The sequence below is a fragment of the Streptomyces vulcanius genome, assembly GCF_042653945.1.
Taxonomy (GTDB): domain Bacteria; phylum Actinomycetota; class Actinomycetes; order Streptomycetales; family Streptomycetaceae; genus Streptomyces; species Streptomyces mangrovi.
This window is the reverse complement of record NZ_JBHSFK010000020.1, coordinates 131,110-151,228: the sequence shown is the minus strand read 5'-3', so window position 1 is coordinate 151,228 and position 20,119 is coordinate 131,110. Positions and strand designations below refer to the sequence as shown.

The following is a 20,119-nucleotide window of genomic DNA, read 5'->3' as shown; positions in this document are numbered from 1 at the left end:
GCACGCGGACCGCCTGACCCGGCCCTTCCGGTCGGGTCAGGCCTTCCCGACGTGCTCCTTCATATCGGCGAGCCTGGTCAGGATGGGGTAGCCGGAGACGCTCAGGGCGTTGCCGTGGCCGGTCTGGTGGATGTCGAAGACGGACTGGAGGGCGGCGTAGAAGCCCTGGACGTCGAGGGTCTGGTTGACGGCCCGTTTGGCCTGGCGGAGGCCGAAGGGGGGCATGCGGGCGATGCGTTCGGCCAACTCACGGGTCGCGGTGTCGAGTTCACCGAGCGGGACGACCTTGTTGACCATGCCGGTCTGTTCGGCCTCGCGGGCGGTGAGCGGGCGGCCGGTGAAGAGGATCTCCTTGGCCTTGCGCGGGCCCAACTCCCAGGTGTGGCCGTGGTATTCGACGCCGCCGATGCCCATGTGCACCACCGGGTCGGAGAACTCGGCGTTCTCGGCGGCGACGATCAGGTCGCAGGGCCAGCAGAGCATCAGCCCGGCGGCGATGCACTTGCCCTGGACGGCGGCGATGGTGGGCTTGGGCAGGTTGCGCCACTTCAGCGCGTACTCCAGATAGCGGCGCGTCTCGGCGTCGTAGATCCACTCCAGGGTGATCTCGCCGGGCCCCGGCCAGCGGTCCTTGAGGTCGTGCCCGGCGGAGAAGTGGCGGCCGTTGGCGCGCAGCACCACCACGCGGACGTCCTCGTCGCGGGCGGCGCGGGTGAGGGCCGCGTCGAGGTCGTCGAGGAGGGCCATGGTCTGGGCGTTGGCGGCCTCGGGGCGGTTCAGGGCGATGGTCGCGATGCCGTCCTCGGCCTCGTACAGAATCCGGTCCATACGGCTGGCTCCTCAGGGGTGGTCAGCGGGGCAGGCCGAGGACGCGCTCGGCGATGATGTTGCGCTGGATCTCGCTGGTGCCGCCGGCGATGGTGCCGGCGAAACTGCGCGCGTACCGCTCGAACCAACTGGACACGAAGTTCTCGTTGTTCATGTGGTGGTGGGGGCCGGTCGGTGCCGGGTGCGGCAGCCCGTCGGCCCCCGCGGCCTCCAGGGCGTACAGGGAGGCCGACTGCACGGCCTCGGAGCCCAGCAGTTTCAGTACGGAGATCTCGGCGGGGTCGCGGTCCGGGCCGAGCCCGCGGTAGCCGAGCAGGCGCAGCGCCTGGAGGTCCATCTCCAGCGTGGCGTACCACTCCTGGTCGCCGCCCGTGCCGGCCGCGTCGCGCATCAGGTCCTCGAGGCGTTCGGCGTACGACAGCCAGAGCAGGGTGCGTTCGTGGCCGAGGGAGCCGCCCGCGACCCGCCAGCCGCCGTTGAGGGGGCCGACGAGGTTCTCTCGGGGCACGCGGACGTCGGTGAGGAACACCTCGTTGAAGTCGAGGTCGTCCTCGGCGGCGATCGACCCGAAGGGGCGGCGGACGACACCCTCGGTGTCCGTCGGGATCAGCAGGGCGCTGATGCCCTGGTGCCTGGGGGCGTCGGGGTCGGTGCGGACGAAGGCCAGCAGGACGTCGGCGTCGTGCGCGCCGGAGGTCCAGATCTTCTGCCCGTTGACGACGAAGGCATCGCCCTGGAGCGCCGCCCTGGTGCGCAGGGAGGCGAGGTCGGAGCCGGCCTCCGGCTCGCTCATGCCGAGCGCTGCGGTGACCTCGGCGCGCAGGATCGGCACCGCCCAGCGGGACTTCTGCTGCTCGGTGCCGAAGGTGAGCAGGGACGCGGCGATGATGCCGAGGCCCTGCGGGTTGAAGCTGTGGTAGATCCGGCGGTGGGCCAACTCCTCCAGATGGGCGAGCTGTTGGGGGAGGGTCGCGTTCCGGCCGCCGTACTCGGGTGGCTGGCCGGGGAGCAGCCAGCCGTGGTCGAAGAGGGCGCGCTGCCAGCGGCGGGCCCAGTCGGGGATGTCGGCGCTGGAGCGGGAGCGCTCCTGCGCCTCGGCCTCGGCGGGCAGACGGGCGTCCAGGAAGGCGGCGAACTCGGCGTGGAACGCGGCCACTTGGGGGTCGTCGGCCAGTTTCATCATGCGACCAGCGCCTTCCGGTGGGCGGACGCGGTGCCGAGGAGGAGATCGCAGGCCTGGGCCCGCTTCAGGTGGTACTGGAGTTCGTTCTCCCAGGTGAAGCCCATCGCGCCGAAGAGCTGGAGCCCGTGCCGGAAGACCAGCCGCTGGCACTCCCCCGCCGCCGCCTTGGCCATGTGCGCGGCGCGGGTGCGGCGCGGGTCGTCCTCGGCGATCGTCAGGGCGGCGAAGTGGGTGAGCGCCCGGGCCCGTTCGATCGCCACGTGCATGTCGGCGGCCTTGTGCTTGACGGCCTGGAACGAGCCGAGCGGCCGGCCGAACTGCGCCCGCTGCCTCACATGGGTCAGGACGAGGTCGAGGATGCGGCGGCAGGCACCGACGGCGGTGGCGGCGAGTCCGGTGAGCGCCAGGTCGGGGACGCCCGCGAGGAGTCGGCCCGCTTCGACGCGGGCCACGTGGAGGTTGGGGTCGAGGACGGGGATCCGTTCGGCCGCGAGGTCGGCGCCGCGTACGACGGTGACGCCGTCGGGCGTGAGCAGGGCGACCTCGTCGGCGCGGTCGGCGTCGAGGACGTGGCGGCCGACGCCGTCGAAGACCGCGGTGCCGCTGCCCTCGGGGAGGCGGCCGGCCAGCGGGGCGAACCAGGTGGCGGTGGCCAGGAACGGGGTCGGGTCGGCCACGTAGCCCAACTCCTCCAGGACGATGGTGAGTTCCAGCGGAGGCGCCTCCAGCCAGCCGAGCCGCAGATAGGTGTCCCACTGCTGGTCCTCGGGACGGCCGCGCACCTTGGCGACCGTCTCGCGCACCGTGCGGCGCAGCAGCCGCTGATCGTCGTCGAGTTCGAACTCCACGCCCGGCCTCCGCCCTCTCGCCGTACCGACCTCGCCGTACCGATGGGTGAGAATATCATTCTCGCTGTTGGGAAGTAAGAGTCTTGTTTCCGAGGCAGTGCAATTCGGTAGGGGGCGTGCCCTCTCTTTTCACATACGTGGAGTACCGTTCTACCCATGAGTGCCGTCCCCACAGACCCGGTCGAGACACCCGAGCCCGCCTGGCGGCAGCGAGCCGTCGAGCGCTCCACGCGCGCCGCGAAGGCCCGCGCGGAGCAGCGCGTGCAGCGTTTCCTCGACGCCGCCCAGGAGCTGATCGCCGACAAGGGCACCACCGACTTCACCGTGCAGGAGGTCGTGGAGCGTTCCCGTCAGTCGCTGCGCAGCTTCTACCAGCACTTCGACGGCAAGCACGAGCTGCTGCTCGCGCTCTTCGAGGACGCGCTGTCCCGGTCGGCCGTCGAGATCCGCGAGTCCGCGGCGACCGGCCGCGACCCGCTGGAGCGGCTCCGGATCGCGGTCGACCTGCTCTTCCACTCCTCCGAGCCCAAGCCCGGTGCGCAGTCCCCGCTGTTCACCGACTTCGCCATCCAGCTTCTCGTCAGCCATCCCGACCAGGTGGCCACCGCGCATCTGCCGCTGCTCGGCTTCTTCACCGAGCTGGTCGAGGAGGCCGTCGCTGCGGGCCAGGCCGTCGCGCCCAAGCCGCGCCGCACCGCCTCGCTGATCATGCAGACGGCGATGTTCACGGCCCGGGCGCCCTCGGCGCCGGTCGGCGCGCACCCCTCGCCGATCTCCTCGGACGAGGTGTGGGCGTTCTGCCTGGGCGGAATCACGGGCGGGGCGCCTGCCGAGGAACCCGCGGAGGCGGAGCCGACGGCACCGGCCAAGAAGGCGGGCACGGCCCGCAGGGCGACGACCCGCGCGACGGCCTCCGGTTCCAGGGCGCACAGCAAGGCATGACCTGACACGGACGAGGCACACCGCCGAGGCACACCGCCGAGGCACACCGCCGCAGCCCCCGTGGGGATTCCCCTACGGGGGCTGCGTCACGTCCGGGACGCCGGGCGGCGGGGCCCGGCGGGCCGAGGGCCGGCCGTTCCAGGACCTGCGGCACGAGTCGCCCGACGGGCTGGGCCCCGTCCTCTCGGGCCTGCGGCCGCAGGCCCGGGACCCGCGGCGGCCCGCCCACCCAGCGGGGTCTCGGACGGCACCGGGTACGCCGCCCCGGGGCTCCGCCGCGTCACGGACGGACCGACGCCGGCCGAAGGGAACGTCGTGGTGGACGCCGCGCTCGGGCTTGCCGCCGCACCGCGCATCCGCAACGAGGTGCGCAGGTTCGACGCCCGACGAGAAGGGCCCCCGAGTCCCAGCCGGGCCGGGTCAGGCGTGGGACTTGGCCGTCGCCGCGAACGTGTCGGCGGCCGTCAGGTCGAAGTCGCCGTGGTCGCTGCCGAGGCCCTGGGCGACGAGTGCCGCGGCGGCGCTGCCGAGGACGGCGGCGTCGCCCGGCGCACGGCCCAGGCCGATCCCCCGCAGATAGCCCGCCGAGAACGCGTCGCCGCAGCCGGTGGTGTCGACGACGTCCACGACGAAGGCGGGCACCGGTTCCGCGCCGTCGGCGGTCACCACGAGCGCGCCGTCGCCGCCGCGGGTGACCGCGACGACGCCCACGCCGGCACTGAGCAGCTTGCGGGCCCCCGTCAGCAGGTCGGTCTCGCCGGTGAAGCCGAGGATCTGGTCCTCGTTGGGCAGGAAGTGGTCGACGTAGGGCAGGGCCGCCTCGATCTGCTCGAAGCTGCCGAGGACACCCGGTGCGAGCAGGTCGACGGAGGTGACGACGCCGTGTTCCTTCGCGTACGACAGGATGCGCGTCGCGACGTCGACGCCGATCAGCTCGGGGCCGCCGAGGTGCAGATGGGTGGCGTCGGCGAGGGCCCCCCAGGGGACGTCGTCGAGGCCGTAGGTGATGTTGGCGCCGAGCAGGTGCAGCGAGGGGCGGTCGCCGTTGGGGCGGATGGGCAGGACGCTCGCGGAGGTGGCGGCGCTGGCGCGGCGCACGAGGAACTCGGTGTCGATGCCCGCCTTGTTCAGCAGCTGCACGAGCATGTCGCCGGTCGGGTCGGAGCCGACGGCGCCGGCGCTGCGGACCTGCGCGCCGAGCTTGGCGAGGGTGAGGGCGGTGCCGCCCGCGGTGCCGGCGGCGGTCATGCGGATGTCCTCGACCAGCGTGGCGCCCTGGCCCTCGGGTATGGCCTCCACGGGCCGCACCAGGACGTCCAGCACATGCACGCCCATCGTGAAGACCTTCATCGGGTTCCCTCCTGCGCGGGTGGTACGGGGTGGGTGGTGCCGTAGTCACGGGCGATGGCGGCCTCGATCACCGCGAGTTGCTGCTGTTCGTCGAGGGCGCGGGGGCGGCCCATGACGGCGGCGTGCTGGTAGACGCCGCAGGCCCATTCGAGGAGCAGGGCGTTCTCGACGGCCTTGTCGAGGGTCGTCGCGTGGGTGACCGCGCCGTGGTTGGCCATCAGGGCGGCGCCGCGCCCGTCGAGCGCGGTGAGCACCGACTCGGCGAGTTCGGGGGTGCCGAAGGTGGCGTACGGCGCGACCCGTACCGTGCCGCCGAGGGCGAGCAACTGGTAGTGGATGCACGGGAGTTCGTCCAACACCAGGCCCACGGCCGTGGCCAGCGGGGCGTGGGTGTGGACGACCGCGCCGGTGCCGTAGCGGCGGTAGACGCCGAGATGCAGGTCGAGTTCGGACGTGGGTTGAAGCGTCCCGTCGACGATCTTCCCGTCGAGGTCCACCACCGTCACCTGGTACGGGGTGAGTTGGGCGAGGACCGCCCCGGTCGCGGTGATGGCGACCCGGTCCTCGACACGGAGGCTCACGTTCCCTGCGGTGCCGATGAGGAGGCCTTCGGCCCCCAGGCGCCGGCATGCGTCCGCGACGGCGGTCCGCGCCTGGCTCAGCGACGGGCTTGAGGCGGTCATGGGCGCGAAGGTAGCGTAAACCTGAAACAAAGTCACGTTCACGTTCGGAGACGATTTCGTGCTGCGCCGTACCCCCAGCCAGGCCCGCAGCAGAGCACGCCTCGCACTGGTGCTGCGGGCGGCCGAGCGCATCCTGGTGGACGAAGGTGTCGAGGCGCTGACGACGACGCGGGTGGCGGCCGAGGCGAAGGTGTCGGTCGGCTCGCTGTACCAGTACCTGCCCGACCGGAACGCGATCATCGACGCGCTGGCCGCCGGGTATTTCGAGCGCCTGGAATCCGCGATGGACGACCTGGTCCTGGCCGCCGCGCAGGACCGCTGGGCGGACCCGGTCGGGGTCCTGGTCGACGCGTTCGCGGCGGTCTACCGCACCGAACACGGCTTTCGTGCCCTGTGGTTCGGCAGCGGCCTGACCGAGCGGACCCGGGCCGCCGACCGCGAGCACAAACGGCGGATGTCCGACGGGATCCGCCGGGTGCTGCTGGCACTCGGGATGGCCCGCGACGACGAGGCGCTCGCCCGTGCCTGCCACGCCGCGATGCTCGCGGCCGACGCCCTCGCCCAGGAGGCCTTCCGCCGGGCCCCGGACGGCGACGCGGCCCTGCTGGACGAGGCGAAGGTGATGCTGCGGGGCTATCTGACGGAGGTCACTCGTCGTTCACCCAGCGCATGAGCCGCCGCAGCGGGTGGAACCCGTCGTGCGAGAGGCCCGGTGGCATGCCTCCGGCCTTGCCGATCGACACCACGCGCTGCACCCCGGCGCAGGCGAGGGCGTCGCGCAGCTCCGCCTTGCGGGCGTCCGGGTACACACCGACGGTCTGGGTGGCGACTCCGGCGTGGGTGACGGCGTCGGAGAGGGCCGCCACCGGCACCACGTTGACGATCTTGCCGTCCGGGTGGAAGTCCACCGGTTCGGGAGACCGGACGACCAGACCGTGGCCGTCGTAGCCGCCCCACACCCGGTAGTCGGGCTCCATGGACCGCAGTACGTCGATCTCCTCGCGGAGTTCGGCCGGTACCCGCGGCCCGCCCGCCGAGTTGAACTCCCGTGCCACGCCGAGGCGTTCGCACAGCAGCGCGGCGTAGCGGTCGGCCTCCTCCTCGGTGCCCTCGACGAACTGGAAGCGGCTGGCCACGCACGCCTGCTGGTTGAAGAACGCGGCGTCGGCCGCGCCCGCCTCGGCGGCCCGGGCCAGGGACTCCTCGGAGTCGAAGGCCTCGCGGCCGATCATCGAGATGGACGTCTTGGGGTCGAAGGAGACCAGCTCGAAGCCGGGGCCCACGTACTTCAGGGCGCCTCGGATGGTGGACTCGCCGCCCCAGGCGACCAGCTTGTCGAAGAACTGCGGGCGGAAGAGCACGCTCTCCACGCTCTCGTCGCCGCCGCGCCAGTACACGGCGGAGAACGAGCGCACCACGGGGTGCCCGGGGGCCACCGATGCCATGGTGCGCAGGATCGCGGTCGCGGTGAACAGGTCGTTCGAGGGCAGTTTCAGCAGGTTGACGCCCTTGGTGAGGGCGCCGCGCACGACGGACATCGCGGCGACACCGGGCGCGTTGCCGGCGATGATGTGCACCAGGCGCGGCGGGTGGGCGCGGGTGGCGGCGATCCGGCCGTCGGGCAGCCGTACCTCGCGCCAGCCGTCGAGCGTCTCCGCGCCACCGAGTTCGTGGTCGATCTGGGCGTGCAGGGAAGGCCGTTGGAAGCTGCGCCAGAGGGCGGCGTAGGCGCGTTCGAGGACCTCCGCGGGGAGCGAGCTGAGCGGGGTCATGCGCTCCAGCGCCTCGGCGAGCAGACCGCCGCGGTCCGCCTTGAGCGCCTCGCCGGTGGCCACCAGCAGGTCGACGATCTCCGCCGTGGGCACATGGAAGGCGGGGCCGGGCTCGGGGCGCGGCCAGACCAGACCGTCCAGGTCGAGGGCGGGTGCGGTGAAGCCGCCCCGGCCGTGGGTGATGTGCGGGCCCTCGTCGACCTCGCCGCGGATCACGTGGACGACGGCGACGGCGCCGTCGAGTGTCGTGCCGGTCATCCGTGGATCATCCCTCGTACGTAGGTGTCGAGTGTCGAGGCACAGGTGATCTTGTCGTCGCCGCCGAGGTCGCCGTAGCGCTGGATGTCGGGCAGGACCGCGGGTCCGGGCCGGCCGCAGGGGCACCGCGCGAAGTCGACGAAGACCCGGTCGCCGCTGATCAGTCCGCCCCAGCGGCCTTCGAGGGAGACGTCGAGGAACGCGAACCGCCCCTCCACGACGGCCTGTTCGGTGTTGAGCAGCTTCTCGCCCGGCTGGTCGAGCACCAGCGGGATCACCCACGGCGGCAGGTGGTAGTGGCCCTCCTCGCAGGCGAGGCAGGAGCCCTGGAGCTCCGTCATACCGTAGCTGCGGACCCGCCGGACACCCTCGTAGAAGGAGGCGAACTGCTGCTGGTAGTCGTCGGGCAGGGCGCGGAGCTTGTTGCCGCCGCCGCTGAGGACCAGGGTGTCGGGGTGCAGGCTGCCGTCGGTGACGCCGCGCGCCCGCAGCGCCTGGATCAGGGTGAACTGCTGGTTGTTCATCCCGGCGATGAGGAGCGGTTCGTCGCGGTGCTCGGCGATGTCGTCGACGATCCGGGTCACGGCCTCGTCCAGGTCCCGTTCCCGGGCCGCCGACACGTTCTCGAAGGTGCTGATCTCCTGCGGGGTCGCGGTGCCCTCCGCCATGCGGCGGCGCAGCAGCGCGCTGCTCATCAGGTCGGAGACACGCAGTGGTTCGTCGGTGAGCAGCCGGGTCTCGCCCGGCCGGCCGAAGACCTCCGCGTGCCAGCGGTAGCCGTCGATGGAGCGCATCGGGCCGCTCGCGGGGGCGAGCAGATAGGCGCGGCGGGTGGGCTTGGGCGGCAGGGGGTCGGGCCAGCAGGTGAGGTTCTCCAGGATGTCGTGCAGGAAGTCCAGGTCGCTGGTGTCGCAGTTGAGGAAGGAGACCTTCCCGGAGGTGCCGCTGGTGATGTAGGGGCGGTGGCCGGCCGCCGTGACGCGGTCGGTCCACTCGTCGATGTCGCGGACGCCGGCCACGTCGACCTCGTCCGGTTCGACCACGGAGACGGTCGAGTACCAGCGCAGCAGGCGGTCCCAGCGGCCCTGGGTGATGAAGGAGACGGGGTACGACTTGTAGCTGGTGTGCGAGAACAGCAGCGGTACGAGGTCCTCGAAGCCGCCGATGTCGCGCACTCCGGTCTCCTCGGCCCGGGTGCGCAGCAGCGGGATGCGCTCGCGGTGCGCGGCGAAGGTCTCCCTCGCCGCTTCCAGCTGCAACTCCCGCAGTTCGTCGGCGGGTTGGTCGAAGGTGCCGCCGGTCACCGCGAGGGACCGGATCTGTTCGCGTGCGCTGGGCACGGGCATCACCTCAATCGGGTCAGGGGGTCGGGTGGTTCGCGAGGTAGGAGGACTCGATCGCGTCGAGCTGTCCGCGCAGTTCCTTCGGGGTGCCGGTCATGGTGACCCGGCCCCGGCTCAGGACGTAGACACGGTCGGCGATGTCGAGCACCTTGCGCACGTGCTGCTCCACCAGCAGGGCGCCGAGCCCCTGGTCGGCCGCCTCCCGGACCGCGCGCAGGAGGCGGTCGACCACGAGGGGGGCGAGGCCGAGGGAGAGTTCGTCCGCGAGGAGCAGCTTCGGGTCGCGGCTGAGCGCGCGGGCCAGCGAGAGCATCTGCTGCTCGCCGCCCGACAGCATCCCGCCGCCGGTCTTCATGCGTTTTTCGAGTTCGGGGAAGAGGGCGAGGGCCCGCTCGGCCCTCACCCGGCCCACCCGGAGGTTGTCGGCGGTGTCGAGGCGGCTGAAGACGGCCCGCTCGCCGACGTACGCGAGGCCCTCACGGGCGCGCCGGTGCAGCGGTGCGTGGCCGCTGGTACCCAGCCACAGCACCTCGCCGCCCATGGGGGTCAGATCGCCCGACAGGACACGGAGTGTCGTGGTCTTGCCGGCGCCGTTGGGTCCGAGGAGGGCGACGACCTCGCCGGGGCGGACCTCGATGTCGAGATCGCTGACGACGGGCCGTGCGCCGTATCCGGCGGACAGGGCGCGGGCTTCGATCAGGGGCTGTCCGGTGTCGTGCACGGACGTTCTCCTCAAGTCACTCGGCCGGCAGGTCAGCCGGCTGAGGCGGCCGTCAGGTCCTTGCGGACGTCGACGAAGGTCGATCCGGACTTCGCCCACTCGATCTTGCCGTCGCGGATGACCAGCTCGGTGGCGGTGGTGTTGTGGATGCGGTTGAGGCCCTTGATCGGAAGGGCGGTGGACGCGCTCCAGGTCAGCGGCGGGGTGAGGCCGCCGGTGCTGATGCCGGAGGTGGTGTTCAGCTCCTGCACCAGGGCCTTCGGGGTGATCGCCGACAGCTGCTTGACGGCCTGGGTGAAGACGGTGAAGGCGACCCAGGTGGTCTCGTTGGCGCCGTTGGAGGTGTCGATCTCCTTGTTGCCGCCGGCGGCGTCGGTGAAGTTCTTCCAGGACGCGTCGGAGACCGGCGGGTAGTAGCCGGTGATCACGGAGCCCTCCAGCGGGCTGCTGCTGCCGCCGGTGCTCGCCGCAAGCTCTGGGGTGAGGTTGCCGACCACGCTGCCGAGCTTCGTCTTCGCGCCGGACTGCACGTACGCCTTCACGAACAGGTCGGAGTGCGTGCCGAGGATGACGCTGACGCAGTCACTGCCCTTGGTGGCGGCGGCGACCTGCGGGGCGAGGTCGGTGGCGGTGAGGGGCACCTTGAGGTCCTTGGGCGCCGAGCCGCCTGCGGCCACCGCGCCCAGGGTGAGGAACTGCGAGACGATCGCGGCGGCGGCGACGTCGTACCGCACGCCGGAGATCTTCTTGCAGCCGGACTCCACCAGCTGCCGGCCGTGGGCCGCGAACACCGCCGGGGTGCCGCCGTTGACCGGGAAGGACAGCGGGCTGGAGAACTCCGCCGCCGAGACCCCGGTGCCGCCCAGGTAGGGGATGCCGGCCTTCTCCAGGATCGGCATGTACCGGTCACCGGCCAGGCTGTAGGAGCCGACGACCGCGACCACCTTGTCGGCGACCGCCTGCTGGGCGCACTTCTCGGCCTCGTCGGGGTCGTTCTTCTCGTTGCAGGTGAGCACCTTCAGCGGCGCGCCCTTGATCCCGCCGTTGGCGTTGACCCACTTCTCGTAGGCTTGGGCGGTGAGCCGCACGCCCGGCTGGGCGCTGCCCTGGGTGTCCTCCGGCGCCCAGACCATCACCTTGACGGGCGTGCCCTTCAGCGAGGAGGTCTCGGCGGAGCTGTCGGAGCTCCCTCCCCCGCAGCCGGCGGCGAGCAGGGTGGTGGTCAGCGCGAGGCAGCCTGCCGCTGCGGTTCTGCGTCGGAGCGGGTGGTTCATGGTTCCTCCACGAGGCTCGCGCCCGGAAATCGGGCGACGTCGAGATGCCGAACAGCATGGAGCCGCGACATTCGTTAGTGAAGTACTCTGGACACAATTATTTAAATAATTACTCTGTCTGTCTGGAGGTGCCACAGATGGACGACGTCCTGCGTTTCGCACTGCTCGGCCTGGGGCTTGGAGCCCTCTACGCGCTCACCGCGCACGGCATCGTGCTGGTCTACCGAGGCTCCGGCGTGCTCAATCTCGCCCACGGCGCGATCGGCATGGCCGGTGCGTACGTGCAGTGGGAGCTCTCCGCACAGCACGGCGTGCCGTACTGGCCCGCCACGGTCTGCGGGGTCATCGCCTCCGCGCTGCTGGGGCTGCTCACTCACCTGCTGGTGATCCGCCCGCTGCGCCGGGCGTCCTCGCTTGCCCGTCTGGTGGGCACGCTGGCGGTGTTCATCGTGATCACCGCCGTCGCCGTCAAACGCTACGGCGACAGCCTGGAACTGGTGCCGGGCAAGCTGCCGACCAAGCTGCTGGACATCGCCGGGGCCACGGTCTCCGAGGACCGCGTCTGGCTCCTCGCCATCGCCGTAGTCATCACCGTCGGCCTGCACCTCCTCTACCGCCACACCCTGTTCGGGCTCGGCACCACCGCGGTCGCGGAGAACGAGGGCATCGCCGCCTCGCTCGGCTGGTCCCCGGACCTGATCGCCGGCGCCAACTGGACACTGGGCTCCGCGCTCGCCGGTCTCACGGGCATCCTGATCGTCCCGGTGATCGGCCTGTCGGTGTCGGGCCTGACCACACTCCTGCTGAGCGCGCTGGCCGCCGCCCTGGTCGGCCGGTTCTCCTCGTTCCCCGTCACCCTGGCGGGCGGCCTCGTCATCGGGGTCGTACAGTCCGAGCTGACCCGCTTCGGCTCCGGCGTCACCGGGCTCGCCTCGTCGGTCCCCTTCCTGTTCATCGCCCTCGTGCTGGTCGCGCGCGGCCGGGCGCTGCCGCTGCGCGGCACCTTCCTCGACCGGCTGCCCGCCCTGGGCACCGGCCGGGTCCGCCCCGTCCCGCTGGTCCTCGCCGTCGTGGTCGCACTGGTCCTGGTGAGCGTGTCGACCCCGCTGTGGGCCGACGCGATCACCAACACCCTGGTGCTCTCGCTGATCATCCTGTCGATCGTCGTCGTGACCGGATACGCGGGACAGGTCTCTCTCGCAGCCTACGCCCTCGCCGGGACCGGTGCCTTCATCGCCGGACACGCCGCCGCCGACTGGGGCTGGCCGTTCGAACTCGCCCTGCTCGCAGGTGTGTTGGGCACGGTGCCGATCGGCCTGCTGTTCGCCCTGCCGGCGGTCCGCACCCGCGGCGTCAACCTCGCCATCATCACGCTCGGCCTCGGCACGACCCTGGAGGCGATGGTCTTCCAGAACACCGACCTGGCCACCACACCGGGCAGCGACGGCATCGCGGTGGGCAAGCAGACCCTGTTCGGCATCAGCATCTCCGGGGTCGACCATCCCCAGCGCTACGCCACCGTGGTCCTGCTCCTCTTCGTCGCCGCCACGCTCGTGGTCGCCAACGTGCGGCGCGGGCGCACCGGCCGCCGGCTCGTCGCCGTCCGGGCGAACGAGCGGGCCGCCGCGGCCCTCGGCATCGACGTCCGTGCGGTCAAGCTCTACGCCTTCGGGCTGTCCGCGGCCGTCGCCGCGCTCGCCGGGGTCCTCATCGGCTTCCGCTCGACCTCGGTGGTCTTCGCCGACTTCGCCAGCTTCGACTCCATCACCGCGCTCGGACTCGCCGTCATCGGCGGCGCCGGCTTCCTGGTCGGCCCGCTGTTCGGCGCCACCTTCGCGGCGGGCACGGTCGGCGCCCGCTTCGGCGACCTGATCCTGCCCGGGCTGAGCGACTGGATGCCGCTGATCGGCGGGGTCGCCCTGGTGCTGACCCTGGTGGGCAACCAGGACGGCATCGGCCGGGAGGTCGGCAAGGGTGCGGCGCGCCTGCTTCCGAAGCGGCCCGCACCCGCACCCGAGCTCCTGAGTGAGGAGCCCGAGCCGGAGACCCACCGGGCCGCTCCGCTCGCCCTGCGCGTCCAGGGACTGACCGTGCGCTACGGCGGTGTCGTCGCCGTCGACGGGCTCTCCTTCGACGTCGAGCCGGGCCGGGTCGTCGGTCTCATCGGGCCCAACGGGGCCGGCAAGACCTCCGCGATCGACGCCGTCACCGGCTTCACCCGGGCCGCGTCGGGCACCGTACGCCTCGGCGAGCGGGACCTGACCCGGCTGCCCGTGCACCGACGGGCCGGCGCCGGGGTGAGCCGGTCCTTCCAGTCACTGGAACTGTTCGAGGACATGACAGTCCTGGACAACCTGTACGCCGCCTGCGACCGGCCGGGACCGTGGGCGTACCTCACCGACCTGGTCCGGCCGGGGCGCCGGCCACTGCCCGCCCATGTCCTCGTCGCCGTACGGGAGTTCGGGCTGCGGGACAGCCTGCACCGGCCGGTGGGCGACCTGTCGTACGGGGAGCGGCGGCTGCTGGCGATCGCCCGCGCGGTGGCGGCGGCGCCGTCCGTGCTGCTCCTGGACGAGCCGGCCGCCGGCCTGTCCGACGACGAGACGCGCGAGCTGGCGGCGCTGGTGCGGCGGCTCGCCGAGGACTGGGGCATGGGGGTGCTGCTCGTCGAGCACGACGTCGACATGGTGATGAGCGTCTGCGACGAGGTCGTCGTCCTCGACTTCGGCCGCCGGATCTGCGCCGGCACCCCGCAGGAGGTGCGGCGCGACCCTGCGGTACGGGCGGCCTACCTGGGCGACCTGGAGCCGGAGGCGCTGGCCTGACCGCGGTCAGCCCCAGCATCGCCGGGTCCACCACCCTTCGTCCGACGGGGCGAAGGGGTCGGGCGAGCTGCGGGAGAGGAACAGCTCGTCGAGTGGCTGGACCAGGAGTCGCAGCTCACGGGCCGGCCGTGGCGGGAGCGCGCGGAGAGCGAGTTCGAGGACCGCGCGCTCCTCGGTCGAGGAGAAGGGATCGCAGAGCGGACAGCCGCAGCCTCCCGAGAGCGCGAGCCCCGGGCGGCGGGCGTGGCGTGACCACTGCCGCAGGGCCTGTGCCACCGCACCGGGCCACAGGCGCCGGTGCTCCAGGAGCACGACCGCCGCCGCCAGCGTGCTGGAGGCGCGGGGCAGACCCGGTTCGCGCCGGGCGGACGATCGGTGCCGCCGTACGGGGCGCGCGGCACGGAGTCGCGACGGCCGGCTACGCGGCATCGCCCTTTCTGGGCTCGGTCCTCATGCGCCGAGCATGCCAGAAGCGCCCTGCGGTCGTCCTTGGGATTACCGCAGGGCGCTCTTTCCGGCTCAGGTCAGGCGTCGCGCAGGTCGGCCACGTAGGGCTGGTGGGCCAGCAGGCCGCCGTCGACGCGCAGGGTGTGGCCGGTGACGAAGGCGGACTCGTCGGAGGCGAGGAAGACGACCGCCGAGGCGACGTCCTCCGGGCGCCCCAGGCGCGGGGTGAGGTGGTGGCGCAGCATCGCCTCCCGGATCGCCCCGTGCGCCGAGCCGGAACTGGCCGGCGTGACGATGAAGCCGGGCGCGATGGCGTTGCAGCGCACGCCCTGTTTGCCGTACTGGGTGGCGACGTACTGCGTGAGGTTGATCAGCGCGGCCTTCGAGGCACCGTACGCGGGATTGCGCAGGTCCCCGGCGAGGCCGGCGCCCGAGGAGGTGTTGATGATCGAGCCGCCGCCCCGGGCGACCAGGTGCGGGACGGCGGACTGGATGGCGACCATCGTGCCGCGCAGGTTGATCCGCATGGTGTCGTCCCAGACCGCGGGATCGGCCTCGGCGACGGCGAGGTCCAGACGGGCGGCCAGATGGGTGGCCGCGGCGTTGTTGTGCAGGACGTCGAGACCGCCGTACGTCTCGACGGCCGACGCCACCATGGCCCGTACGCTGTCGGCGTCGCCGAGGTCGACGGCGACCGCCGTCGCGGAGCCGCCGGCGGCACGGATCTCCTCCGTGACCGCCTCGGCGCCTTCCAGGTTCAGATCCGCCACGACCGTGTGGGCGCCCTCGGCGGCCACACGGCGGGCGGTGGCCGCGCCGATGCCGGACGCGGCGCCGGTGATGACCGCGATCTTCTCGTCGAGCCGTCCCATGCCCGAACCGCCTTTCTCAGTCGGAGAGTCAGTCGCTCAGTTCGCTGCCGACGACGGACACGAAGGAGACGCATTCGCCCGGTCCGCCGCCCAGGTTGTGGGTGAGGGCGAGGGAGCGGCCCTCGGCGACGGTCTTCACCGTGCGCTCCGGCGGGGCCTCGCCGCGCAGTTGCAGCCAGGCCTCGAACATCATGCGCAGGCCGGAGGCGCCGATCGGGTGGCCGAAGGCCTTGAGGCCGCCGTCCGGGTTGACCGGGAGCGCGCCGTCGAGATCGAACGCCCCGCTGCTCACGTCCTTCCAGGCCTGGCCGCGCTCGGCGAAGCCCAGGTCCTCCATCAGCACCAGTTCCGTCGGGGTGAAGCAGTCGTGGACCTCGGCGAGGGCGAGTTCGGCGCGCGGGTCGGTGATGCCGGCCTGCCGGTAGGCCTCCTGCGCGGAGGCGACGACCTCGGGGAAGGTGGTGAAGTCGTACTCCGGGTCGATCAGCCCGTCCGCCGGGCCCGCGACGAAGGACAGCGCCTTCACGAAGATCGGCTTGTCGGTGTACTGGTAGGCGTCCTCGGCGCGGACCACGATCGCGGCGGCCGAGCCGTCCGAGACACCGGAGCAGTCGAACACACCGAGCATGCCCGCGACGATCGGCGCCGACCGGATGCGCTCCAGCGGCACCTCCTTGCGGAACTGGGCGCGCGGGTTGCGGGCGCCGTTGACGTGGTTCTTCCAGGCGATACGGGTGATGACGTCCTTCAGCTCCTCCTCCGACAGGCCGTACTTGGCGGCGTAGGCGGGGGCGAGGAGGGAGAAGTTGGCGGGGGCGGTGATCTCGCCGCGGCTGTCGTCGCCCGCGCCGGGGATCGCCGTGCCGGACAGACCGGACATGCCGGAGTCCTTGAGCTTCTCCACGCCGACCGCCATCGCCACGTCGTAGGCGCCGGAGGCGACCGCGTAGCAGGCGTTGCGCAGCGCCTCGGAGCCGGTCGCGCACATGTTCTCGACGCGGGTGACCGGCTTGTTCGGCAGGCGCAGGGCGCGGCTCAGGGTCAGTCCTGACACGCCGGAGGCCTGGGTGCCGAACCAGAACGCGTCGATGTCGTCGAGGGCGATGCCGGCGGAGGTCACCGCCGCGCCCACCGAGTCGACCAGCAGATCGTCCGCCGACTTGGTCCAGTGCTCGCCGAACGGCGTGCAGCCCATGCCGACGATCGCGACCCGGTCCCGGATTCCGTTCGAACTCATCCGACCGTCTCCTTGTCGTCTCCCGAACGCACCGGCCGGGCCTTCCAGAAGTAGTTGTGGATGCCTGACGCGGTGACCGTGCGCCGGAACGTCATCTCCACCCGGGCGCCGATGACCGCGTCGGCCTCGGTCGCGTCGGTCAGCTGGCAGCGGAACCGGCCGCCGCCGTCGTAGTCGACCACCACTACCAGCATGGGCGGGCTCGGCGTGTACGCCAGTCGGTCCACGGTGAAGGTCGCCACCGTGCCCCGTACGGCGTCCATCGGCTCGTCGGTCATGGAGTCCACGGCGTGGCAGGAGGCGCACACCCGGTCCGGCGGCAGCTGCCGGGTGCCGCACTTCTCGCAGCGGGCGGCGACGAAGCCGTACTTCCAGCCGGCGCGCCGGTGCGCGGGCGGGGCATAGGGCGGTTCCGGGTCGGGGCGGCGGGGCGGTTCCCGGTCGAGAAGGCCGCGCCAGGAGAGATAGGCGGCGTACGGCATCGGGGGGCCGCCCGCGGCGATCTGCGCGGCGACCGGACGGGCCGCGCGGTGCTCGGGGAGGGCGTCGGTGGTGCGCAGCAGCAGGACTCCGGCGCCGTCGCCGAGCACGACCAGCGCGATCAGCTCGCCGGGCCGGGCCCGGTCGAGTACGTCGGCGAGGAGGAGTCCGGGCTGGGCGGTGCCGGGGTTGCCGACCGTGCCGGTGAGGTCCGCGGTGACCGTCTCGGGGCGGACGCCCGACCCGCGCCGTACCGCCGCGCACGCGCGTGCGTGCAGTCCGGCGACGACGAAGTGGTCGATGGCGCCCCGCTCCAGGCCGGCGTGGTCGAGGGCGGCGGTGAGCGCCTTCTCGGCGACGGAGACGTAGATCTGCTCGGCGAAGCGCTCCTCCCAGACGCGGGAGGCGGGGGCGCCGGGCAGCCGCCAGCGGTCGAGGATCTCGTCGCTGACGGTGTCGTGGGCGAGCAGCTCGGCGAGGACGGGCGCCCCGTTGCGGTGGCCGCCGAAGACGAACGCCGCCGCCGCGTCGCCGCCCGCGATCTCCTCGGCGCCGCCGGGCAGTCCGGTGCGCAGGTCGGAGAGGACGGCCAGGGTGGGGACCGGGGAGCGGGCGGCGGCGACCAGGGCGCCGAGGCCCGAACGGACCGAACCGGCCATGTCGACGGCGAGGACGTGCTCGTCCAGCCCGAGGGCGGCGTGCACGGCGGTCGCGTTCGTCTTGTCGAGGTAGGCGGGCGTGGCGGTGGCGAGGAAGAGCTGGCCGACGCGGGCGCGCAGGCCGCCCTGGCCCAGGGCGCCGCGGGCCGCCTCGACGGCCATGGACGTGGTGTCCTCGTCGTAGCCCGCGACCGCGCGGGTGCCGCGGCCGCCCGCCGTGCCGAGGGCGGCGGCGACATCGGCCCGGGCGAGGCGGTGGTACGGCACATGGGCGCCGTAGGCGATCAGTCCGGCCATGTCAGTGCCTTCCATGAGCTGTGGGTGCCTCGAAGACGGCGGCCAGGCCCTGTCCGCCGCCCAGGCACATGGTCTCCAGGCCGTAGCGGGCCTGGCGGCGGTCGAGTTCGCGCAGCAGGGTGGCGAGGATGCGGCCACCGGTGGCGCCGACGGGGTGGCCCAGCGAGATGCCGGAGCCGTTGACGTTGAACCGCTCGAAGTCGGCCTCGGTCAGGCCCCACGCGCGGGTGCAGGCCAGCACCTGGGCGGCGAAGGCCTCGTTGAGCTCGATCAGGTCGATGTCGGCGAGCTTGAGCCCCGCCCGCTCCAGCGCCCTGGCCGTGGCGGGAACGGGGCCGATGCCCATCGTCCGGGGCGGTACGCCGACGACGGCCCAGGAGACCAGGCGGGCGAGGGGCCGCAGACCGAGTTCGGCGGCGCGTTCGGGGTGGGTGACGACACAGAGCGCGGCGCCGTCGTTCTGGCCGCTGGCGTTGCCGGCGGTCACCGTGGCGTCCGGGTCCGTACGGCCGAGCACGGGACGGAGTGTCGCGAGCTTCTCCAACGACGAGTCGGGGCGCGGGTGTTCGTCGGTGTCGACGACCGTCTCGCCCTTTCGGGTGCGTACCGTGACGGGGACGATCTCGTCGGTGAACCGGCCCTGTTGCTGCGCCGCCACCGCCTTCCGGTGCGAGTTCAGGGCCAGTTGGTCCTGCTCCTCGCGCGGGATGCCGTACTCGCGCCGCAGGTTCTCAGCCGTCTCCAGCATGCCGCCGGGGACCGGGTGGTGGACGCCGCCGGAGGTGACCCGGCCACGGGCCAGCCGGTCGTGCAGCATGGTGCCCGCGCCGCGTACGCCCCAGCGGGCGTCGGTGGTGTAGAACTCGGCCTGGCTCATGGACTCCACGCCGCCGGCCAGGACGAGGTCGCTCGCGCCGGTCTGCACCTGCATCGCGGCGGTGATGATCGCCTGGAGGCCGGAGCCGCAGCGGCGGTCGATCTGGAGTCCGGGCACCTCCACGGGCAGCCCGGCGTCCAGGGCGGCGACGCGGCCGATGGCCGGGGCCTCGCCGTTGGGGTAGCACTGGCCGAGGAGCACGTCGTCGACGGCACCGGGCGGTATGCCGGTGCGCTCCAGCACGGCGCGTACGACCGTGGCCGCCAGCTCGGCCGCCGTGACGTCCCGGAAGACGCCGCCGTAGCCGCCGACGGGGGTGCGCACGGGTTCGCAGATCACCGCGTCACGCATCGGTCCTGCCTTTCTGAAAAAGGGGCGGCGGGGTCACATGTACCGGCCGCCGGTCACTTCGAGGACGGCTCCGGTGAGGTAGCTCGCCATGTCGGAGGCGAGGAAGAGGACCGTCTGGGCGACCTCGGCGGGTTCGCCCGCGCGGCCCAGGGGGATCTCGGCGAGCTTCGCGTCCCAGGCCGCCGCCGGCATCGCCTCGGTCATCGCGGTGCGGATCAGACCGGGCTGTACGGCGTTGACGCGGATGCCCGCCCTGGCGAGTTCCTTGGCGGAGGCCTTGGTGAGGCCGACGAGCCCGGCCTTGGCCGCGCTGTAGTTGGTCTGCCCGAAGTTGCCGACCTTGCCCGCGATGGAGGAGATGTTGACGATGCTGCCGCCCTGTCCGTGCGCGCGCATGGCCTCGGCGGCGAACCGGGTGCCGTTCCAGGCGCCCGTGAGGTGGACGTCGAGGACGGCGCGGAAGTCGGCGACGGGCATCTTGCGCAGGGTGGCGTCCCGGGTGAAGCCGGCGTTGTTGACCATGACGCCGACCGGTCCGAAGACCTCCGCGCAGTGTGCGACGAGGGCGGCGACCTCGTCCTCGTCGGTGACGTCGCAGCGCAGCGAGGAGGCCGCGACGCCGGTCTTCTCCAGACGCCCGGCGGCTTCGGCCGCGGCGTCCTCGTCGATGTCGCCGATGACCACGCGGGCACCGGCGCCGCCGAGGACTCCGGCGATCTCGTAGCCGATGCCTTGTGCGCCACCGGTGACCACGGCACTCCGGCCGTCCAGCAAACCCATGTCAGCCCGCCCCTGCCCAGTCGCCGATCCTTGCCTCTATTCCACTTAAATAGATAACCTATTATGCTGAAAGTATCAACCGCGCCGACGGT

General features: G+C 72.4%; 18 protein-coding genes. 3 read left to right on the top strand and 15 right to left on the bottom strand.

Annotated features, from left to right (window positions below):
• Positions 1-36 precede the first annotated feature (36 nt).
• Genes ACFPIH_RS28865 through ACFPIH_RS28855 form a run of 3 tightly spaced genes read right to left on the bottom strand, consistent with a single transcriptional unit; the run spans position 37 to position 2,859 of the window.
• Positions 37-828, bottom strand: coding sequence for an enoyl-CoA hydratase (locus tag ACFPIH_RS28865; protein WP_381178292.1), 792 nt, complete (start codon positions 826-828; stop codon positions 37-39).
• 22 nt (positions 829-850) lie between these two features.
• On the bottom strand, positions 851-2,011 hold the full coding sequence (locus ACFPIH_RS28860) for an acyl-CoA dehydrogenase family protein (protein WP_381178289.1): 1,161 nt from the start codon (positions 2,009-2,011) through the stop codon (positions 851-853).
• Positions 2,008-2,859, bottom strand: coding sequence for an acyl-CoA dehydrogenase family protein (locus ACFPIH_RS28855; RefSeq protein WP_381178286.1), 852 nt, complete (start codon positions 2,857-2,859; stop codon positions 2,008-2,010). Before ACFPIH_RS28855 ends, ACFPIH_RS28860 begins: the two co-directional genes overlap by 4 nt.
• Positions 2,860-3,015: 156 nt before the next feature.
• On the opposite strand from ACFPIH_RS28855, the gene ACFPIH_RS28850 reads away from it, so the two are divergent.
• Positions 3,016-3,801, top strand: coding sequence for a TetR/AcrR family transcriptional regulator (locus ACFPIH_RS28850; protein ID WP_381178283.1), 786 nt, complete (start codon positions 3,016-3,018; stop codon positions 3,799-3,801).
• A gap of 420 nt (positions 3,802-4,221) precedes the next feature.
• Here ACFPIH_RS28850 and ACFPIH_RS28845 read toward each other — a convergent pair whose 3' ends face one another.
• The gene (locus ACFPIH_RS28845; RefSeq protein ID WP_381178280.1) at positions 4,222-5,151 is read right to left on the bottom strand and encodes a carbohydrate kinase family protein; all 930 of its coding nucleotides are present in this window, start codon (positions 5,149-5,151) and stop codon (positions 4,222-4,224) included.
• A complete protein-coding gene (locus ACFPIH_RS28840) occupies positions 5,148-5,834 on the bottom strand; it encodes a class II aldolase/adducin family protein (RefSeq protein WP_381178277.1) in 687 nt (228 codons plus the stop codon). The genes ACFPIH_RS28845 and ACFPIH_RS28840 overlap by 4 nt, the downstream gene beginning before the upstream one ends.
• A gap of 58 nt (positions 5,835-5,892) precedes the next feature.
• Between ACFPIH_RS28840 and ACFPIH_RS28835 the strand changes: the two genes are divergently transcribed.
• Complete coding sequence (locus ACFPIH_RS28835) at positions 5,893-6,507, top strand: TetR/AcrR family transcriptional regulator (protein ID WP_381178274.1); 615 nt, start codon at positions 5,893-5,895, stop codon at positions 6,505-6,507.
• Here the strand turns inward: ACFPIH_RS28835 and ACFPIH_RS28830 are convergent.
• The 4 genes from ACFPIH_RS28830 to ACFPIH_RS28815 are packed head-to-tail and all read right to left on the bottom strand — an operon-like array spanning position 6,482 to position 11,202.
• A complete protein-coding gene (locus tag ACFPIH_RS28830) occupies positions 6,482-7,864 on the bottom strand; it encodes an acyl-CoA reductase (RefSeq protein WP_381178271.1) in 1,383 nt (460 codons plus the stop codon). The genes ACFPIH_RS28835 and ACFPIH_RS28830 overlap by 26 nt on opposite strands.
• Positions 7,861-9,210 carry a phenylacetate--CoA ligase family protein gene (locus ACFPIH_RS28825; RefSeq protein WP_381178269.1) on the bottom strand — a complete coding sequence of 450 codons (1,350 nt, stop codon included), beginning with the start codon at positions 9,208-9,210 and terminating at the stop codon, positions 7,861-7,863. Before ACFPIH_RS28825 ends, ACFPIH_RS28830 begins: the two co-directional genes overlap by 4 nt.
• A 13-nt stretch (positions 9,211-9,223) precedes the next feature.
• Entirely contained in the window at positions 9,224-9,928 is a 705-nt protein-coding gene (locus ACFPIH_RS28820) for an ABC transporter ATP-binding protein (protein WP_381178266.1), read from the bottom strand.
• A gap of 32 nt (positions 9,929-9,960) precedes the next feature.
• Positions 9,961-11,202 carry an ABC transporter substrate-binding protein gene (locus tag ACFPIH_RS28815; RefSeq protein WP_381178263.1) on the bottom strand — a complete coding sequence of 414 codons (1,242 nt, stop codon included), beginning with the start codon at positions 11,200-11,202 and terminating at the stop codon, positions 9,961-9,963.
• A gap of 137 nt (positions 11,203-11,339) precedes the next feature.
• On the opposite strand from ACFPIH_RS28815, the gene ACFPIH_RS28810 reads away from it, so the two are divergent.
• The gene (locus ACFPIH_RS28810; RefSeq protein WP_381178260.1) at positions 11,340-14,027 is read left to right on the top strand and encodes an ABC transporter permease subunit; all 2,688 of its coding nucleotides are present in this window, start codon (positions 11,340-11,342) and stop codon (positions 14,025-14,027) included.
• A 6-nt stretch (positions 14,028-14,033) separates the two neighbouring features.
• On the opposite strand, the gene ACFPIH_RS28805 is transcribed toward ACFPIH_RS28810, so the two are convergent.
• The 6 genes from ACFPIH_RS28805 to fabG form a co-directional block, all read right to left on the bottom strand.
• Positions 14,034-14,456, bottom strand: coding sequence for a hypothetical protein (locus ACFPIH_RS28805; RefSeq protein WP_381178258.1), 423 nt, complete (start codon positions 14,454-14,456; stop codon positions 14,034-14,036).
• A 95-nt stretch (positions 14,457-14,551) separates the two neighbouring features.
• The gene (locus ACFPIH_RS28800; RefSeq protein WP_381178255.1) at positions 14,552-15,346 is read right to left on the bottom strand and encodes an SDR family NAD(P)-dependent oxidoreductase; all 795 of its coding nucleotides are present in this window, start codon (positions 15,344-15,346) and stop codon (positions 14,552-14,554) included.
• A gap of 28 nt (positions 15,347-15,374) precedes the next feature.
• Positions 15,375-16,583: an acetyl-CoA acetyltransferase gene (locus ACFPIH_RS28795; protein ID WP_381178253.1), complete on the bottom strand. Its 1,209-nt coding sequence runs from the start codon at positions 16,581-16,583 to the stop codon at positions 15,375-15,377.
• Positions 16,580-18,034, bottom strand: coding sequence for an OB-fold domain-containing protein (locus tag ACFPIH_RS28790; RefSeq protein ID WP_381178250.1), 1,455 nt, complete (start codon positions 18,032-18,034; stop codon positions 16,580-16,582). The genes ACFPIH_RS28795 and ACFPIH_RS28790 overlap by 4 nt, the downstream gene beginning before the upstream one ends.
• The gene (locus ACFPIH_RS28785; RefSeq protein ID WP_381178247.1) at positions 18,021-19,247 is read right to left on the bottom strand and encodes an acetyl-CoA C-acetyltransferase; all 1,227 of its coding nucleotides are present in this window, start codon (positions 19,245-19,247) and stop codon (positions 18,021-18,023) included. The genes ACFPIH_RS28790 and ACFPIH_RS28785 overlap by 14 nt, the downstream gene beginning before the upstream one ends.
• A gap of 33 nt (positions 19,248-19,280) precedes the next feature.
• Entirely contained in the window at positions 19,281-20,027 is a 747-nt protein-coding gene (gene fabG, locus ACFPIH_RS28780; protein WP_381178244.1) for a 3-oxoacyl-ACP reductase FabG, read from the bottom strand.
• Between the last annotated feature and the right edge of the window lie 92 nt (positions 20,028-20,119).